This window comes from Methanothrix sp. (assembly GCF_024518575.1).
Taxonomy (GTDB): domain Archaea; phylum Halobacteriota; class Methanosarcinia; order Methanotrichales; family Methanotrichaceae; genus Methanothrix_B.
Genome location: NZ_JANIHG010000011.1, coordinates 24,278 through 42,048, shown reverse-complemented (window position 1 = coordinate 42,048; position 17,771 = coordinate 24,278). Strand labels below are relative to the sequence as shown.

19 protein-coding genes are annotated in these 17,771 nt (G+C 55.4%); 6 read left to right on the top strand and 13 right to left on the bottom strand.

What is annotated here, in order from left to right; translation table 11 throughout:
* The 5 genes from NQU42_RS03955 to NQU42_RS03935 all read right to left on the bottom strand — a co-directional run.
* A partial coding sequence (locus NQU42_RS03955; protein ID WP_296609235.1) for a helix-turn-helix domain-containing protein occupies positions 1 to 104 on the bottom strand: 104 nt, incomplete at its 3' end.
* A gap of 1 nt (position 105) precedes the next feature.
* Positions 106 to 516, bottom strand: a complete 411-nt coding sequence (tnpA, locus tag NQU42_RS03950; RefSeq protein ID WP_296609230.1) for an IS200/IS605 family transposase — start codon at positions 514 to 516, stop codon at positions 106 to 108.
* Positions 517 to 613: 97 nt separating this feature from the next.
* Entirely contained in the window at positions 614 to 1,255 is a 642-nt protein-coding gene (locus tag NQU42_RS03945) for a TfuA-related McrA-glycine thioamidation protein (RefSeq protein WP_296609229.1), read from the bottom strand.
* On the bottom strand, positions 1,245 to 2,456 hold the full coding sequence (locus NQU42_RS03940) for a YcaO-related McrA-glycine thioamidation protein (RefSeq protein WP_296609227.1): 1,212 nt from the start codon (positions 2,454 to 2,456) through the stop codon (positions 1,245 to 1,247). Before NQU42_RS03940 ends, NQU42_RS03945 begins: the two co-directional genes overlap by 11 nt.
* Before the next feature lies 1 nt (position 2,457).
* On the bottom strand, positions 2,458 to 3,468 hold the full coding sequence (locus tag NQU42_RS03935; RefSeq protein ID WP_296609226.1) for a hypothetical protein: 1,011 nt from the start codon (positions 3,466 to 3,468) through the stop codon (positions 2,458 to 2,460).
* A 287-nt stretch (positions 3,469 to 3,755) separates the two neighbouring features.
* Here NQU42_RS03935 and NQU42_RS03930 point away from each other — a divergent pair, with 287 nt between their 5' ends.
* The 6 genes from NQU42_RS03930 to NQU42_RS03905 all read left to right on the top strand — a co-directional run bounded on the left by NQU42_RS03930 (position 3,756) and on the right by NQU42_RS03905 (position 8,875).
* Positions 3,756 to 4,205 (top strand): PIN domain-containing protein, encoded by a 450-nt coding sequence (locus NQU42_RS03930; protein WP_296609224.1) that lies wholly within the window; start codon positions 3,756 to 3,758, stop codon positions 4,203 to 4,205.
* Positions 4,206 to 4,207: 2 nt separating this feature from the next.
* Positions 4,208 to 4,819 carry an orotate phosphoribosyltransferase-like protein gene (locus NQU42_RS03925; RefSeq protein WP_296609223.1) on the top strand — a complete coding sequence of 204 codons (612 nt, stop codon included), beginning with the start codon at positions 4,208 to 4,210 and terminating at the stop codon, positions 4,817 to 4,819.
* A 256-nt stretch (positions 4,820 to 5,075) separates the two neighbouring features.
* Entirely contained in the window at positions 5,076 to 6,200 is a 1,125-nt protein-coding gene (locus tag NQU42_RS03920) for a glycosyltransferase family 2 protein (protein ID WP_296609221.1), read from the top strand.
* Positions 6,201 to 6,235: 35 nt separating this feature from the next.
* Positions 6,236 to 7,330, top strand: a complete 1,095-nt coding sequence (locus tag NQU42_RS03915) for a glycosyltransferase family 4 protein (protein WP_296609219.1) — start codon at positions 6,236 to 6,238, stop codon at positions 7,328 to 7,330.
* A gap of 74 nt (positions 7,331 to 7,404) precedes the next feature.
* Positions 7,405 to 8,289, top strand: coding sequence for a tributyrin esterase (locus tag NQU42_RS03910; protein ID WP_296609217.1), 885 nt, complete (start codon positions 7,405 to 7,407; stop codon positions 8,287 to 8,289).
* Between the two features lie 250 nt (positions 8,290 to 8,539).
* A complete protein-coding gene (locus tag NQU42_RS03905) occupies positions 8,540 to 8,875 on the top strand; it encodes a hypothetical protein (protein WP_296609215.1) in 336 nt (111 codons plus the stop codon).
* Here NQU42_RS03905 and NQU42_RS03900 read toward each other — a convergent pair.
* The 8 genes from NQU42_RS03900 to NQU42_RS03865 all read right to left on the bottom strand — a co-directional run bounded on the left by NQU42_RS03900 (position 8,872) and on the right by NQU42_RS03865 (position 17,470).
* Positions 8,872 to 9,987: a TIGR04013 family B12-binding domain/radical SAM domain-containing protein gene (locus NQU42_RS03900; RefSeq protein ID WP_296609214.1), complete on the bottom strand. Its 1,116-nt coding sequence runs from the start codon at positions 9,985 to 9,987 to the stop codon at positions 8,872 to 8,874. The genes NQU42_RS03905 and NQU42_RS03900 overlap by 4 nt on opposite strands.
* Before the next feature lie 9 nt (positions 9,988 to 9,996).
* Complete coding sequence (gene ade / locus NQU42_RS03895) at positions 9,997 to 11,700, bottom strand: adenine deaminase (RefSeq protein WP_296609212.1); 1,704 nt, start codon at positions 11,698 to 11,700, stop codon at positions 9,997 to 9,999.
* A 193-nt stretch (positions 11,701 to 11,893) separates the two neighbouring features.
* Complete coding sequence (locus NQU42_RS03890; RefSeq protein WP_366070099.1) at positions 11,894 to 12,613, bottom strand: ABC transporter permease; 720 nt, start codon at positions 12,611 to 12,613, stop codon at positions 11,894 to 11,896.
* A gap of 61 nt (positions 12,614 to 12,674) precedes the next feature.
* Positions 12,675 to 13,646 carry an ABC transporter substrate-binding protein gene (locus NQU42_RS03885; protein ID WP_366070098.1) on the bottom strand — a complete coding sequence of 324 codons (972 nt, stop codon included), beginning with the start codon at positions 13,644 to 13,646 and terminating at the stop codon, positions 12,675 to 12,677.
* A gap of 331 nt (positions 13,647 to 13,977) precedes the next feature.
* A complete protein-coding gene (gene mobB / locus NQU42_RS03880; RefSeq protein WP_296609232.1) occupies positions 13,978 to 14,373 on the bottom strand; it encodes a molybdopterin-guanine dinucleotide biosynthesis protein B in 396 nt (131 codons plus the stop codon).
* A 45-nt stretch (positions 14,374 to 14,418) separates the two neighbouring features.
* Complete coding sequence (locus tag NQU42_RS03875) at positions 14,419 to 15,639, bottom strand: ArgE/DapE family deacylase (protein ID WP_296609206.1); 1,221 nt, start codon at positions 15,637 to 15,639, stop codon at positions 14,419 to 14,421.
* A 129-nt stretch (positions 15,640 to 15,768) separates the two neighbouring features.
* Entirely contained in the window at positions 15,769 to 16,563 is a 795-nt protein-coding gene (locus tag NQU42_RS03870) for an ABC transporter permease (protein WP_296609204.1), read from the bottom strand.
* Positions 16,538 to 17,470 carry an ABC transporter ATP-binding protein gene (locus tag NQU42_RS03865; protein WP_296609202.1) on the bottom strand — a complete coding sequence of 311 codons (933 nt, stop codon included), beginning with the start codon at positions 17,468 to 17,470 and terminating at the stop codon, positions 16,538 to 16,540. Before NQU42_RS03865 ends, NQU42_RS03870 begins: the two co-directional genes overlap by 26 nt.
* Between the last annotated feature and the right edge of the window lie 301 nt (positions 17,471 to 17,771).

The following is a 17,771-nucleotide window of genomic DNA, read 5'->3' as shown; positions in this document are numbered from 1 at the left end:
GCAAGTATTTCGTTATAGGTCCATCGACAAAGCTCCAAGGTCTTAGCCAGCTTAGTTCTCTGAGATTTTGTAGGATAGATCCTATATCGAAACACTTTTAGCAAATCACTTCACCTTTTGCATTTCTACATAGCGTTCAATGACCTCTTTGGTGGCATCGCCACAAGTGCCGACATAGTATGACGGGTTCCATAGATGACCATTCCAAAGCCGGGTTCTCAGTTCAGGATACTTTTCAAAGAGTTTCTTCGCTGTGATGCCTTTGAAGATCTTAGCAATATTAGCTGGAGCAAATATCGGATGAGCCGTCACGAATAGATGAACATGATCAGGCATAATCTCCTGATTGATTAATGTAATCCCCTTCTGCTTTGCGATCGATTCGTGTAACAAATGAAGCTCCTCGGCTATTGATCCGACAAGAACCTTCCTTCGGTATTTTGTTGACCATACAAAATGGTAATATATGTTATAGACGCATCCTCTCGCGCTTATCCAATGCTCTTGCTTAGTCATCCTGTGCTATACATATGGTCACCATGCGTATATATTTATCGGCAGGCACGGGCTGTATCCCGCCTTTTCAAAGGCGGGGATTAGCCCTGCTATCGTCCTAACTGCTGGAACAAGAGCTGGCGGTGAGCTCTCTGGCCGCCTCTGCAGCCCTTGTCAGCGCTCTTATGGCATCCTCCCTCTTGAGATCCGCCCGTCTGCTCTCAAGGAATCTCCTGAATTGAATAAGCTTCTCCCCCGGAATCCTGCCGGTGGCATCTTTCATCATATTCTCATAGCTCCTGGACGGAAAGTACCTTGCCCTCGCAATCTCAAGCAGATCTGCGGCGGTCTGTTCATCTATGAAGCCCTCATTAACAGCAAGCCTGAGGTTGTGGCGGATGTTGACCAAAGGCTCGGAGAGCGGCTCAAGCGTCACCGGATCGAATACCAGGGCGACCTCATCATCAGCGACTATCTCTCCGCTCCTGTATGCCCTGTAGATCTCGCCGACGCCCTCCATGCCGTAGACATCCATCTCAGCTGCCCTCAGAGCTCCCATGCTGGAGGCGCCGATGACCCTAACGCCCATCTGCAGCGCCTCGAGGATCTCCTTGTGCGCCACAGAGGAGTCCTGGAAGAAGACTCCATCTATCAGGCATATTATGTCCGCACCATCTCTTGCAGCTGCGAGAACGTCGCCACGCCTGGCCGGCGGCCTGTAATCCGCATCGAGTACGGAGCGCGCCTCGTCATGAGGCATGCTTGGGCCCAGAAACACGACGATCCTTGGCATTCCTGCACCGCTTGCCAACCCTCTCCGGATCCACAGCCGATATCTCCAGCCCCGGCACTATCACCCTGACCACTGGCACCATTATCTCAGGAGCTGTGAGATCCACAACTATCGCCCTCTCAAATCCGGCTGCCTGAAGCCGATCGAGCATGTGTCTTATATCATCCAGAAAATCATCGGTATCATAAGACTTTATGGAGCTGAAGTCCTCCTCGTGCTCGTGCTCGAACCAGTGTCTGTTCAGGCGCTTCAGCCTGTCGTATCCCATCATTCGCCTGAAGTCTGCGCTCACAGTATCCTCCCGGGCGCCATGTATCTGTGTGAGCCGGCTCTGCGCGACCTCTGTGAGCGCTCTCAGCAGCGCCACCTCAGGGTCGGTATGAGTGCCCATCCCTGCGGTCAGGAGCGCGGGATCTTTCAGCTTCAGGTCATCTGAGACCGCGGCAAATGTTGGAACGTCAACATCGCTTGTTATATCCCTCACGTAAACCTGTACCTCTGCGCGCTGGAACATCTCGAGAAGCTCCCCTGCCAGGCCGTCGCCGTTGTATCGAAGCAGCGGCCCCATTCTCCTGGCATGCTCCGCTATCGACCATGCATCCCTCTCGACGACCTCTGCGAGCCCGTGGAAGATCGCCTCCTCCAGCTGGTTCCCCGATGCGAGGCCTGTGGTGTTTGTCCTGAAGAGACGCGTGTAGCTTGATGGCAGTGGATGGAATACAGCATTCGCCGGAACCAGAATCTCCTCGTCACCTATGAGATCGTATCCCATCACCCAGGGGATCTCTGCATCTGGATCAACGCCTCTCGGCAGTATGAGCTCTGCTGGATCCAGCGCGTTATCCCTGAGCTCTGAGAACCTGGCAATCCTGAGATCAGAATTGCGGAGCTCGGCAGAGTACCTCTCGATGCCCTCCATTATGGCAGAGACCTTCGCCTCGGTCGGGGTTGCGCCCTTTCCATTGTAAACGGATATTGCGCCCTTCTCTGCTGTTGGTCTTATCGAGGTGAATACAGGTATGCCTATCCGGTCGAGATTGGTGATATCCGCAACCCTTGTTATTCCGGCTGCAGGCATCTTCCTCTCCACGATCTCGAGCGTCTCCTCTGGAGGCAGAGCACGGTGTGTGTCCTTCTTGTACCTCTTCAGGCAGGATCTCAGTCGCAACTCACCATCTCCTGGCCGCTGACGGCTTCAGGATCCTCTCCGCGTCCCCCTTTAGAAGCATGTTGGTCAGGGCGCTCAGAGAGCAGAGGGTGCCGCGCCCCTCGATCTCCTCTCCTGCGAGCCTTGCGACTATGTAGCCCTCCGCGGACACCTCGATCTCAGCGCCGATCTCTGTGAGTCTCTGTAGAATGATGTTCCCTGTGGCGCCCATCGACTTGTCCATCCAGCAGTGCTTGAACGGGCAGAGGTTGCAGTAGAGCTTGAACTGCTCTGCGCTCGCCTGCGGCACAAGCCCTGCGACGATCTCGGCCTTCACAGTGGCGTATGCCATGCAGCACCCCAGAACTCTGTTGGCCAGAACCTCATCGCCCTTTGCCAGGGTGACACGGACGTGGCCGTGCTCTATCTCGTACCTGTTCTCTAGACCGAGATCAAGCTTCTTCTTGCCTGTGTTCGGCTTTCCATCAAGCGCTTTTTTAATGCGATCTGCGATCTCCGGAGTGATCGCGGCGGCTATAGTGACCGCGCATGTCGGGCAGTAAGAGGGAGGGGATGATGCGATCACATCTCCCTTTGAGTCGAAGAAGGTTGCCACGACGCCCAGCCCCTCGCGCCTGATCAGTGTCCTTCCGCCCATCTCCTTCACCATGTTCAGCGCCAGGACTGCCGGAGTCACAACCCTGCCGTAGCCGAATAGCGCTGCAACCCTCTCCACAATATCCTGGGAGCTCGTTCCATCTCTTCTAAGACGATCCTCAAGCTCAGCGGGGACTATGCCCGCATCCAGCTCTGCTGCGAGGACTGCGGGTGACCAGACGATGCCGAAACCCTCCCCGATCACCTCACCCCTGTCATCTGTTATCCTGGCGAGTATTCCTGAAGGACGCTCGTATGCGAGGATGGAACCCCCTGTGGCACACACCTCCTCAGCTATGGCGTGGCAGGTGCCGCAAGCGCCCTCCCTGGGGTTGATCCTCCTCGCAACACGCTCTGCAAGCTCGTCCCTGTACATATATTAAAAATGGGCGGAATGCTCCTATTAACTTTGTGGGAGTCTTTGAGGGCTGTCCTAACAACATCCTCCGGCGTTGCAGCGAGCGCGAACATCTCACACAGGTTGTTCCAGCGGTCTACAGCTCCACAGATCAGAGAGCCCCTTACCGCAGTCCTTGTAGAGAGAAACCTTTCTTCACCTCACAGGTCTTCGGCATTCTTTTAATGCATGAGATCTGGATTTGTTCTGAAAGTTCTGCATCGGTACTGAAAAAGTCCAAGTACTATTAGCTCAATGGCATCAGTGTGTATATAGTTGCAGACGCCTCTGTGTTCATACTTGGAAAGCCGCTGAAGGGAGAGGTGATCACGGTTCCCTCGGTGGAGCAGGAGCTCAAGGACATCCGATCTAAGATCAAGCTGCAGATCTCGGATGTGAGGATCGAACCACCCACAAAGGAGACCCTGAAAAGGGCGACAGAGGCAGCAAGAGAGACGGGTGATCTCTGTAGACTCTCACAGACAGATCTGGAGGTCCTTGCGAAGGCAATTGAGTATGATGCAGCGCTTGCCACAGACGACTATGCGCTCCAGAACGTCGCTGTCCATCTGGGTCTCAAGGTTGAGCCGGTCGTCCAGCGTGGAATAAGGCGGTTCATAAAGCGCACACAGAGATGCCCCGGCTGCGGCAGAGCATTTGAGGGTGATCTCTGCCCTGTATGCGGAACACCTCCTAAAAGAAGAAAGAAGGGATGATCATGAAGAATATAGAGGATCTAATAAAGAAGGCCACAGAGCTCAAGTCTGAGGGCCTTTCAGAGGGCCAGATATCCGAGGAGCTGAACGTCTCCAGGGAGACCGTAACCTGGCTTCTCACGCATGCCGAGCGCGCCACAGTCCCCGGGCCGAAGGACATCTCGGTGGACTGGTCGATGATAGGGAGGAGCGCTTACAGGCTGAGCCACATAGCCCAGGCGCTCTCAGAGATGATATTCGATCTCCTGGACGAAAAGGAGCTTGACATCGATATGGTCGTGGGCGTGGCGCTTAGCGGTGTGCCCCTGGCGAGCATGGTCGCGAACCACATGGGCGTTGGGCTTGCAGTCTACATGCCCACAAAGCAGATGGCATCGCAGGACGTCAAACCCCATGGGAACCTGAGCACGAACTTTGCCGACGTCAATGGCAGGGAGTGCGTCATCGTGGATGATGTGATAACATCAGGCAGGACCCTGGAGGAGGCGGTCGCATACCTGGATGACCACGGCGCCAAGACGAATGTCATAGCGGTGCTGATCGACAAGAGGGGCGTGGACAGCATCGCAGGCGTGCCGGTCTGCTCCCTGCTCAAGGTCATCAGGGTAAACTAAAAAATAAAAATATTTTTTTTCTCGTGCTGAGGGCGTGCGAGGCAGAGCAGGCGATTTTCTGCCAAAATGAATATGGGTGATCTGGATCCTCAGAGTTCTGTGATGCCGTCAGCCTGCACGTTCCCTCTGTGCGAGGCCGGCCGTGGGAGCAGAACAGCAATGAGATTCAGATGCTGGTGGCATGATTCGCATGCTGTGACCCAGCCGCGCTCCGGTACTCACAAAATCTTATAACTCCCTCATGCCATTGCCGTATGTGCGCTCAGTCAGTCTCATCATACCCACCCTGAACGAGGCGGACACGATCGGCGAATGCATAAGGAGGTCGCGCGCTGTTCTTGAAAGAGCTGCCTCTGAGTGGGAGATAATCGTGGTAGACAGCTCTGATGATGAAACCCCCAGGATAGCGGAGAGCCAGGGGGCAAGGGTTGTGAGATCTGAGGCCCTAGGCTACGGAAGGGCGTACCTAAAGGGCTTCGAGTCGGCATCCGGAGATTACATAGTCCTCATGGATGGTGATCTGACATACGCCCCTGAGGATATCCCCAGGCTTTTGGAGCTGCTCGACGACGGCGCGGACCTGGCGATGGGCAGCAGGCTTCGCGGCAGGATACACCCAGGGGCGATGCCGGCGCTTCACAGATACATCGGGAATCCGCTTCTCACCTGGATCCTCAACCACCTCTACTCGATCAGGGTATCGGACGCGCACTGCGGGCTACGAGCGATAAGGCGGGATGCTCTGGAGAAGATGCAGCTGAGAACCGCTGGCATGGAGTTCGCCTCGGAGATGCTTGTCGAGGCATCCCGGCGGGGGCTCAGGATCGCCGAGGCGCCGATCGATTACTACCCGAGGCGAAGGGGTGGATCGAAGCTCCGCTCGTTCTCAGACGGCTGGCGCCACCTGAGATTCATGATGCTCTACCAGCCGATCCCGTTTCTGATAGCGCCCGGCGCTCTGGTCATGGCTCTGGGCATGATGCTCACTGCCGGAGTTCTTCTTGTATCCCGCTCCTCCGAGCTCCGGATGCACTCTCTCATCCTGGGGATCATGATGCTCTTCATCGGCTACCAGACGTTTCTGGCTGGCGTTCACTTCAGCATATTCGGCGCCATGCACGGAATCGCGAGCAGCTGGCTGGCGGAGAGGCTGCTGAGCTATCATTCCCTGGAGAAGGAGATTCTTCTGGGAATGGTATTCATAATCGCAGGCATTGCCATTGGTGGTAAGGTGCTTATGAGCTGGCTCAGCGCAGGCTTCGGATCTCTTGCGGAGGTTCAGAGCGCGATGATCGCGATGGTTCTCTCAATGATCGGGATCCAGACGATATTCTCAGGCATGCTCATAAGCCTCTTCCTGCTCACGGATGGCAGGGAGTGACAGAGCGTGCATTTTGAAGAGCGGGGCAGGTCGCGATGAGAATCGCATATGTTTATGACGCAGTTTATCCCTGGATCAAGGGAGGCGCCGAGCGGAGGGTTTACGAGCTCTCGCAGAGGCTCGCCCTGAGGGGGCATGAGGTCCACTGCTACGGAGCCAGATGGTGGGAGGGTGATAAACACATAAAGCTCGGCGATGTGTGGCATCACGGCGTCTGCCCCCCACATCCTTTATACACCAAAAATAAAAGGTCGGTGAAACAGGCCATTCTCTTCTCTCTTGGTCTTCTGAGAAATCTTGAAGGTGGATACGATGTGATCGACTGCCAGGAGTTTCCCTACCTCTCATGCTTCTCAGCGAGAGCTCGCTCCGGAGGCGCATCGTTCTTCATAACATGGCACGAGATCTGGGGCGAGTACTGGATTGATTACCTGGGCAGGTCAGGATATCTTGGAATGGCCGTTGAGAGAGCTGCTGCGATGCTGACCAGCAACAACATAGCGGTCTCTGAGATGACAGGGAGAGAGCTGATGAGACTGGGGGCTGAGAGCATTGTGGTTCCGAACGGAATAGACTTCAAGCACATACAATCGATCAGGCCCGCGGATTCGGAGCACGATATTGTATTCGCAGGAAGGCTGATCTCTCACAAGAATCTGCACATGCTTCTGGAGGCCATCGCCCTGCTGGATTCAGACGTGAAGCTCCTGATAATCGGTGAGGGGCCGGAGGCGCCACGGCTTCATGCCCTCGCCAGATCGCTGGGCTTGGATGAGAGGGTGAGTTTCAGCGGCTTTCTCAGATACGAGGATGCGATCTCCCTGATAAAGTCCTCAAGGGCGTTTGTGCTCCCATCAACAAGGGAGGGGTTCGGTATGGCCGCGCTGGAGGCGATGGCATGCGGGGTTCCTGTGGTCACGGTCCGCCACAGGATGAACGCTGCATGCGACCTTCTCACCCCTGAGACAGGTGTGATCGCAGAGCCTTCGCCGGGTTCGCTTGCGGATGCGATCCGGGCTGCGCTCGATCTCTCTAAAGCAGCGGGCGCAAGGTGCAGGGAGATCGCCAGGCGGTACGACTGGGATGTTATATGCGGAGAGATCGAGAGTGTGTATGCTGAGCGTGCATGAGATACGGCATAATGGATCATGGAATGTTGAAAACGCCGGGATGCCATCTGAATTCATCCCAGGAGATCGATTCGATGATCACCATCCGGACATCAGGCGAGAAATGTCTCTGTGATTTCACCTTCGATTTCTACTGGCAGCACAGGGGCTCGCGTTTCGATCCTGATGCCAGGATCGATGGATGGAGCTACAGGTCCCTGGTGGATGCGCTCAGGCGCGGCGAGACCGTGAAGCTCGTAGGGGACGCCGGGAGCAGGCTCTGCTCAAGCATGGGCGTGGATCTGATGAGGCTGGGCGGGGGCGGTGGCGCTGTGGATGTAGGGAATGTAATTGTAGATGGTGACGTGGGCCCGAGAATGGGGATCTCAATGATCAGAGGCGCGATCTACGTCAGCGGCAGGGTCGAGGAGCCGCTGGGAAATGTCATAGAGGTGGAGAGCGATCTCTCTGGATACAGGAGGTTTGTCTCCATAACAGAGCTCGTGGAGAAGGGGTATTCTCCGCTCCGTCCAAATGAGCTCTCTGATCGCGTTCTCAGGATATCCGATGGTATATCGAGAGAGACGATAGGGGCGAGAAACGGATCTCCGGGGAGGATCGAGGTCTTCGGGAATGCCGGAATGAGCGCCGGAATTCTCATGCGCGCGGGTTTTCTCGAGATCCACGGCAGCTCGGGCAGAAACACAGGGGTTCTCCTCTCTGGCGGGACTGTGGTTGTCCATGGTGACACGGATGATTTCACGGCGACAGAGATGAGATCCGGGGAGATCTTCGTGAATGGAAACGCAGGCGGTTTTGCGTGTGCGAGGATGCGTGGTGGATGTGTGTTTGCGAGGGAGTGCAGGCCGGTGCCTCCAGCCAGGTCCGCCTCACCATCTCCAGAGGACCTCCGGAGGATATCAAAGATCTTCGGAATCAGCAGCATTCACGCGATGATGTACAGGAAGATCACAGTGTAGCATGCTCTTCCGGCTGAGACATGAGTTTGAAGCCCCGTTCGGTCGTGTGCTCGAATCACCGAGCTCCCTGAGGAGTCTGCCTGCACCTAGACGATGCCACATGATCTTTGGGGGGGTGCGAAGCGAGAAGACCGCTCTTCAGGGTAGGAAGTCGCCCTCGAGCACATAATCTCATGTCCGCTCACATGAGGCGTTCTGATGCAAAGCAGCTAATTTTATAATCCACCTCTCACTCTCTAAGGGTGATACCATGAGCGAGATGCGAGAGCTTGTCATAAACGAGGAGGAGATCCGTGACTTTCTTCTGGAGCGGCTCAGGCTTGAGGGAAAGAGCGCTGAGGCGCTTGATAAGCTGAGCCTGCCGTTCCTGTTCGCGTCGGGCAGCGAGCTCCTGCGCACATACATACTGAACGCGTCAGGTTTTGCCTCAACGCTTCCCGACAAGTACAAGATACCGCAGAGAGGATACGTCTGGTACATGTTCTCGCAGGCCGTCAGGGAGATAGAGGTGCGTCCAAAGGAGATACTGATCAGATACGAGCTCCAGGACAGCTACATGCTCCCGTTCAGGCAGTTCTACCTCTAGTGCAGCCTTCCCTTCAGTTTTCCGGCCAGCGCCAGCCGGCCAAGCCTGAGCTCTGCCTCCCTCAGGAGCGGCGATGGCTCCTGAGATTCCAGCGGTGTTCCCGGCAGAGGCATGAACCTGTGGGCCCTGACCCTGCCCCCCATCCCAACTATCTGCTCCGCAAGCTCGACCGTGAGCATCTGGTCCTCCTCGCTCTCCCCGGGAAGGCAGAGTATCAGGTCTACATTCGGCACGATCCCATGATCCATGCAGAGCTCACATGCGATCTCGATATCATGCACACCATGACCTCTGTTGATCGATCTCAGAATCCGGTCGCTTCCGGACTGCCCTCCTATGCTGAGCGTCCGGTTCTTGCAGTACATGGTTATGATCTCGAGCGCTCTCTCTGAGACGAAATCCGGCCTCACCTCTGATGGGAACGTGCCGAAGTATATCGGCCTCCTGAGCTCTGATAGTGTTTTGAGAAGCAGCTCGACCTTCTCCAGTCTCGGTCTGAGACCGTCTGAGCCGTATGCGAGCGCGTTCGGAGACGTGAACCTCATATCCATATGCATCCGCGCATGGCTGAGAATGGATGGGATGGAGCGGTGGCGCATGACGCTCCCGCAGAGCCTGGGAGTCTGACAGTATGCACATCCCCATGGGCATCCCCTGCTTATCTCGATCGGCGCGAGAAGTGGGCGTGAGAAAGAGGGGTATCGATCTAGATCAACAAAACCCCTGCGCTCTGTCACGACAGTCTCTCCCTCTTTCATATATGCTATGCCCTTTACAGATCCTGGATCGCGGCCCGATCGGAGAGCATCGATGAGCTCTGGCAGCGTCTCCTCCCCCTCTCCGATCACCACGTAATCAAAGTGCCTGAGGACCTCTTCAGGCCTTGCAGATGGGTGAGGCCCGCCAGCGATGAATACGGATCTCATGCCTGAACTGCGGGCTGCATCGACCTCTCTGTAGACCTCTTCCGCCTGCGGAGTCGCAATGCTGTAGAGCATTATTCCAGGCCTTGGACCATCCGCAAGCCTGGCGCCGTTCACGAGCGGGAGCAGAGCTGCTATCGTGTACCTGTTCTTCCTGCTCCACCTGAACCATATATCCGGCCCGGACATCGCATCCAGTCACTCCAGAAATAGAGGAACGTGCCTGAACTCCCTCACATCAACAAGGCCTCTGTCTGTGATCCTGAGCTCGGGTATGACCGGCAGGGCGAGGAATGAGAGAGTCATGAATGGATCCTCGAGCTCAGATCCAAGAGAGTGAGACGCAGATATCACATCCTCCGCGCCCTCAACCACATCCTCCATGCATCGCTCAGAGAGCAGGCCCGCGATCGGTAAAGGCAGAGAAGCTATCATCTTCCCATTGACAGCAACCCAGCCACCCCCCATGGATATCAGGGATTCAACAGCTCTGAGCATGCTTTTATCTTCAACTCCAACGACAGTGATGTTGTGGGAGTCGTGTGAGACAGAGCTCGCGATCGCACCTCTCTTCAATCCGAACCCGCTCACAAGGCCAAGCCCCACATTGCCTGTGGACCTGTGCCGCTCAATCACAGCGATCTTGAGAATGTCGTTCCTGGTATCTGAGACGACCTCTCCCTCCCTCACAGCGGGGCGCGCAGCGATCATCTCTGTCAGAATCTGGTTCGGCACAATGCCGATGACCCTGGCAATTCTGCCCGATGCTGGGATTTTGAATGACTCGCGTGTGATGGGCATCCGCACATTCATGCTGCTGCTGAGCTGCACACTCCTCGATTCAATTCTCTCTGTGAGCCTTCCGTCCCTGGCCACCTCTCTGCCCTCGAAGATAACACGGCGTACTTGAAAATCATGATTCATAACAACGATGTCAGCCCTGTATCCTGGAGCCACAGCTCCTGTCCTGCGAAGGCCGAAGTGGCGTGCGGGGTTGATCGTGGCCATCTGTATCGCAGCGACCGGATCTATGCCGGCACCTATGATTCTTCTTATCATGTGATCGATGTGCCTCTGCATGATATCTCTCGGAGCCAGATCGTCTGTGCAGAGCATGATGTTCGGCGTGTTGTGATCCCTGATGATCCCCACAAGATCATCGAGATTTCTCGCCGCGCTGCCCTCCCTGATCATTATGCGTACGCCTGAGCGGAGCTGCTCCATCGCCTCCTCTGCTCTGGTGCACTCGTGGTCATCCTCTATCAGCGCGGCAGCATACGCGTGGAGATCTCTCCCTCTCAGCCCTGGCGCATGGCCGCAGATCGTTTTGTTCTTCGTGGCTGCGATCTCCAGCTTCGCGAGCACAGACCCATCCCCGTGTATCACTCCGGGATAGTTCATCATCTCCCCCAGACCCACGACACGGGGATCTTCGAGGAGGCTGGCGATCTCGCTCACGCCAAGAGCAGCGCCTGATGTCTCTAATGGAGTTGCAGGGACACACGATGGCGCTGTCACGAGAAACCTCATCGGTATGTTCTCGGCGCTTCTGAGCAGATAAGATATCCCATCCACGCCCAGGACGTTCGCGATCTCATGCGGATCCGCTATCACAGCGAGCGTCCCGCGCGGGACGACGGCCCGCGCATACTCTGATGGCATCACCATGGAGCTCTCGATGTGCACATGAGCATCTATGAATCCTGGCGCTATCAGATGGTCCTCGACCGAGATCGCCATTCTGGCGCTCGAGCAGTCGAAACCAGCCACGTATCCGCCGTAAATTGAGACGTCAGCCCTGTGTATCTCCCCCGAGAAGACATTTACCAGCTCCCCGCCCTCCAGAAGGAGATCCGCCTCAAGCTCGCCCCTCGCTGCAGCTATCAGATCCCCGATCCTCAAAGAACCACCTACATAACATCATGCAGCCAGCAATATAGCTCTGCTCTGCAGAAGCTGCGGATCATACCCTCATAACCTTATGAGTTTGACATATCCCAGTTTATTGAAAAAGGACCGATGTCTGCGAAAAGCCAGTCATGACAATGGTATACGACAACCTCCGGACACAAACCTTAAAAATTGCCGGGCGTGCTCACTGTGTGAGCCCGACCCGCCATCTGAGAAGCCTGTCCTCGATTATGGCCCTGAACGCCTTGTCGATGAATAGTCCGAGCAGGCCCAAAACGATCATGTATAGCAGGACGTGATCCATCTTGTGAAGATAATAGTAAGACCATATCCTGTATCCGAGACCGCTCGTGCTGACGCCGAACATCTCAGCTGCAACAAGGCACATCCAGGCTATTCCCATCGCGATTCTTATTCCTGCAGCTATGGATGGAAGAGCATATGGAAGCGCCACATACCGTATCAGATCCCTGTCCCTTGTCGCTCCCAGGACCATCGCCGATTCCACATAAACCCTGGGCAGGTTTCTGAACCCAACATATGTGTTTATCAGTATCGGGAAGACGGCGCCTATGAAGACTATGAATCCTGCCGACTCATGTGTGAGCCCGAACCAGACGATCGCAAATGGTATCCAGGCCAGGGGTGGTATCGGCCTGACCGCCTCTACTATGGGATCAACGATCCTGTCCACAGACCTGGACCAGCCCATGCTCATCCCAATAGGCATTGCTATGATCATGCCGGCGAATACCCCGAGGAAGAAGTGCAGGAGGCTCACTGGCAGGTCCAGGAAGAATATGTCCCCCCAGCTAGAGCCGAAGGCGCCCACCACATCGATAAAGCTCGGAAGCACAAGCGAGTCGTTCACGAGCATGGCAGAGATCTGCCATACAGCCAGCATTCCGATGAGTGGGAGGGGCTGAGCCCACTCCCTTCTGAGTTTACCGGATTCTCTGCTTATCTCACTCACCCCTCGCCTTATCGTAGAAGCTCACATCGAAGAGCTCCTCCTCGGATGGCATTCTGCTTATATACTTCAGCTCGTAGTTGACCCTGGCGTACTCCATGGTGGATGGGATCTGCACATGGGGATCGCTTATCCATCTCCCATCCCAGTTCTTCATCGAATACTCCACAACGCTGAGATCCTGCTTCGTCCGGTTGGCATAGATCCTTGCTGCCTCATCGGGATGAGCATACACATACTCTGTGGCCTTGATGTGCGTCTTCACGATCTGCTCAACAAGCTCAGGGTGCTCCCTGATGAGCTTACCGCTAACGACCAGGCTGCAGCAGGCGTGGTTCGGCCACATCTCCCCAGAGTAGACAACGGCCCGTCCCCTGTTGGCCATCTCTATCACCGATGGCGATGGCTCAGGCAGGAATGAGCCGTCGACCTGGCCTGCGAACATCGCAGTCACAGCGTCGCCCGGCCCCATTGGAAGTATCTTCACCTCTGACGGATCGACACCGTTCTCCTTCAGCCACTTTTTGAGAACAGTATCCTGGATCGAGCCGGGCGGGAACGTCGCTATGCTCATGCCTCTCAGCGACGCGGGGCCTTTGTATTCCTTATCAGGAGCAAGCGCAAGAGCAGAGCCGTTGGTGTTGACTCCGGCAACGATCTTAGCATCGAGACCCCCCGCGATCGCAGATATCGGCGGCGCAGTCCCAACATAGGCGACATCCAGGCTGCCGGCCAGCATCGCCTGCATCTCAGGAGGCCCGGATGGGAACTCGTACTCCTCGACTGCTGTAACTCCAAAAGGCCTGAGATCCTCGAGCCACCAGCCCTTCTCCATCGCGACCATCTCCGCTATCTGATGGGTGCTCGGCTGGTAGCCGATTCTGAGTGTTATGTTCTCGGATGGCGTTTTTGTTATGCAGCCCAGTGAGGCCACAACCACCAGTCCGACGATCAGGAAGACAAGCATGTGCCTCAATATCCTCACCGCTTTCTCAGGGGACAGCTCGCTATAAAGTGTTTTCCATAAATTAGAGAAACATTTCCCATGTAGGAGAAAACACCGGTATATTTATACAAAAATGCCGCGTGGGTCGGCAGAGCGCCCCATAAATGCAAATCAGCGATTGCGTAAAAAGAATCTTCAGGAAGCGCTGTGTTGAATAATTAAGAGCTCTAAGGTCGAGAGCTATTGATTTTTACTAAATTGCAATTCGTATGAATCCAGCCTCTGCTATCGGATTCTCAAACATTATTCAACACAGCATCAGGAAGCGCTGAGGATATCGAGCCGGCTCTGATCAGAGCGAGAGGATCATGCTCACCAGATGATCAACAGTGGAATCGTTTACAGCCTCCACATCACACATCTTGTTTGGCACATCTATACCGCCGATGGCTATCTTCGGATACTGGCTGCTCTTGAACCCCTCGAGGATGACAAAATCAATACCTCGATTTTGCATCTCCTGGAGGGCAGACTCGAGGCTCCCCTCAGGGGTCACCACGATCTGGCCCAGACCGATGCCGATGACGACATCTGCACCTGCCATTAGATGCCTGTGCGTGTCGCCATGGTCGACATGATGCCCTGGCATGTGCTTCACCGTCCCCACGCGGCCATGCCTCTTGAGTGCTTTTACCAGAGCCTCGATCAGTGTGGTCTTCCCAGACTTGTGGTGACCCACAACAGCCACTACCTTCAAGCCATCACCTGCAGCACGCAAATTTCGCTCTCTGATCTAGAGCAGCTCCCCGATGAACCGCATGTAGCTCACAAGATCCTCGAGACTGACGTTCTCATCGATGCCGTGCGCATTGCTCTCGAGCTGCCTCCCGACACCGTATACTGCTGCGGGGATCTTCGTGACCTCTGTCGCATACGCCTGGTCCAGGCTCCCCTGTGCTCCGGACAGGTGAGGCTCTGATCCAGAGGCTCTTCTCACCGCCTCCTTCACCTCAAGAACCCAAGGGTGCTCCGGATCGATCCTCATGGGAGGATACCCTGGCCACATCCTCAAGCTGACATCCGGGCCGAAGCGTTGGACGATCTCCTCGAGCTCTTCCATCGCATCCTCCATCCTCTCCTCCGGAATCACCCTTCTGTCACCGCGGAAGACGCACCTGTCAGGCACGATGTTCTCCTTTATGCCCCCATGTATCACATTTATGTTCAGGATCGGCATCAGGCGATCTATACCCTTATCCCTCAGCACAGAGCTTGCGGGAAGCGAGGATCTCTTCTTTTCGATCTCGCGCTTCTGCCTGAGTATCGCATCGATCACAGGAAGCGACTTCTCGATCGCGTTATCTCCGAGAAAGCTGGATCCGCTGTGCACTGCTCTTCCCGTCACCATGACCTCCCATGTGATTATGCCGTTCGAGCCGATAACCACATCATCGGAGAATCCGTCCATGCAGAGCATCTTGTCTCCTTTGACCAATCCGGAATCCGCAAGATAGCAGAGCCCGGAGTAGCCCCCGACCTCCTCATCTGTCGTCAGAAGCAGGCGAAGGTTGTACTTCGGCTTTCTCTCGACCAGAATGCCTCTGAGGGCAGCGATCAGGGCTGCTACAGCCCCCTTCGAGTCTGAGACGCCCCTTCCGTATGCTCTGCCGTTTCTGATCGTGAGCGAGAAAGGATCTGTGGACCATCCCTCACCTGGAGGCACTACATCGAGGTGCGTGTATATCACAAGCCACTCGGGCCTGCCGAGATCCATATCCGCGATCAGATTGACCCTGTCTCCTGAGAGCCGCGGATCAGAGCACCTCGACTCGAAGACGTCTGAAGGCATAACAAGCTTTTTCGTCGCAAACCCCATCTCGCCGAGCACTGGAAGAAGGTAATCCACTATCTCATGGTAGAAGCTTCCAGGTGGTGCAACCGTCCTGAAGGCTATGAGATCTCTGAGGAGATCCAGCATGTATCCAGAGTCGAACATCTCGTCAGCTGCGCTCATGTGTCTCCCTATGCGAACGCAGTTTAAAGTTTTAACCCGAGGTGGTCTATCCGATATGGGCTGGCGCCCCTGGATATTCAACAGTGACATTCTCCCCTCAAGGGGATGATGTCACTGATCCCAATCAGCTCACTCCGAGAGGCGCAGGAGTATGCCTGTGCTCCTAGCCCTCTCGATCGTTATCTCCAGTGCGATCAGGCCCACGATCATGTAAGCAGCCACCATCACCGCTCCTGTCATGATATTGTGATCTCCAAATCCGTATGCTGATCTGTAGTACTCAAGAAAGTACGTCAGCGGCACAGCCCGTGCCATGAGCTGGAGCGGATCCGGAAGGATGCTGATCGGATAGTAGATCCCGCTTATGAGCATTATCACCCCGCTCAGGCTCCAAGCCGCGACGTCTGCCTTCTGCCCAAAGAGAAGTATCGAGATGCAGACGATCATTCCTATGAGGGCTGAGACGGCGAAGACCCCCGCCAAAAATATCAAAACTGTGTGGACCCCTCCTGCGAGGAAATCGAAGCCGAAGAGGATTCTGCTTATAACAACAAGTATCGTGAATGCAAACGTTCCGCGCACCATCCCGAAGAGGAGGGCGCCGAGCACGAGGTGGTAGCCGCGCACAGGAGAGACGAACGTGTTCTTTATGCTCTTCGACCACATATCGAACAGCAGAACGTAGGCGACATCTATCTGGCATATCTGAAGGATCGTCAGCCCGATCGCCCCCACGAGGAGAAATGCGACCGTCTCCCCTCCAATATTCAGGAACCTGGTCATCAGACCAATGGAGAGAAGGCTGATCAACGGCCAGAAGACCAGCTCGAAGACCGTGAACACGTTCCTCTTGGAGATTATCCAGTTCTTGTATGCCGCAGAGAGGCACTTGTTGATCTCACCCTGCAAGCTCAATGAACACATCCTCCAGATCCGGCTCTTCAAGCTCCAGCTCGAGTATCTCAGCGCTTTGTAATGTGCGCATGACCCTGCTGAAGGTCACCTCGTTTTTATCGATGACCAGATCCGCTCTGCCCGCTGAAAGATCTGCCGATATCAATCCCGGTATCGCTCTCAGGGCGTTCGCATCTATATCTCCCCTGTACCTTATCCGCATCCTCTCCCCAATCTTAAGACACCTCTTAAGCCTCGCAGGCGTGTCCTGGGCGACGATGCGCCCCTCCTTCAGGAACGCGATCATCCCGCAGAGCTCCTCGGCCTCCGGCATGTAGTGGGTGGTCATGACAACAGAGACGCCCATATCTCTGTGAATACGCTTCACAAGTGCTCTCGTTCTCTGGGCCATCTGCGGATCCAGGCCGGTCGTCGGCTCATCCAAAAATAAAAGCTTCGGACCGTTCAGCATCGCCTTCGCAAGCGATAACCTCTGCTTCACACCCGTCGAGAGGTTCTCGAAGCGGGTGTCCTGATACTGGTGGAGATCGAAGCTCTCCATCGACCAGTCAACAGCTCTCTCGAGCTCTCTCCCATGGAGGCCGTAGAGCATGCCTGAGTGGCGCAGGTTCTCCCTGACGGTCAGGCTCCAGGGAAAGTTCGGCTTGCCAGTGCTTATGTTTATGAGCTTCCTGACCTCATGTGTCTTCCTCCGCGCGTCTATGCCCAGAATCGTGAGCTCGCCCCTGTCAGGGTAGATAAGCGTGGAGAATATCGAGAGAAGGGTGGTCTTCCCGGAGCCGTTCGGGCCGAGTATGCCGAATATCTCCTCTCCATCGATCAGGAGATTTATATCTTTTAGAACCTCTTTTTTCCCACGGAAGAGCGTGTTGAAGCCCTTGCATATCCCCGATGCACGGACCGCATAATTCATCATCTCACCATCTAAAGCAGTGCAGACGCTGTGGCTATTGCTGCGGATTCGACCGTTCGCTATAGGATCACATGCCAGCCTCACAGAGACGATTGTTCCCTAGCATCCGATCTCTGAGCAGGCATGCCTAAATCATTTGTGCTCAGAGGAGGCGGCCTGCCTTCGCTGAGTTTGTCTCAGCTCTCGGAACTCCGGGGTGCGCATCACGATCCAGCACGTGCGATCCGGAGGCGCTGGGGGCACTTTCCGGCCGGAGCTTTCGATTCAAGAGCGCGAATCGAAGCTGCCTGCAGAACAACATGGG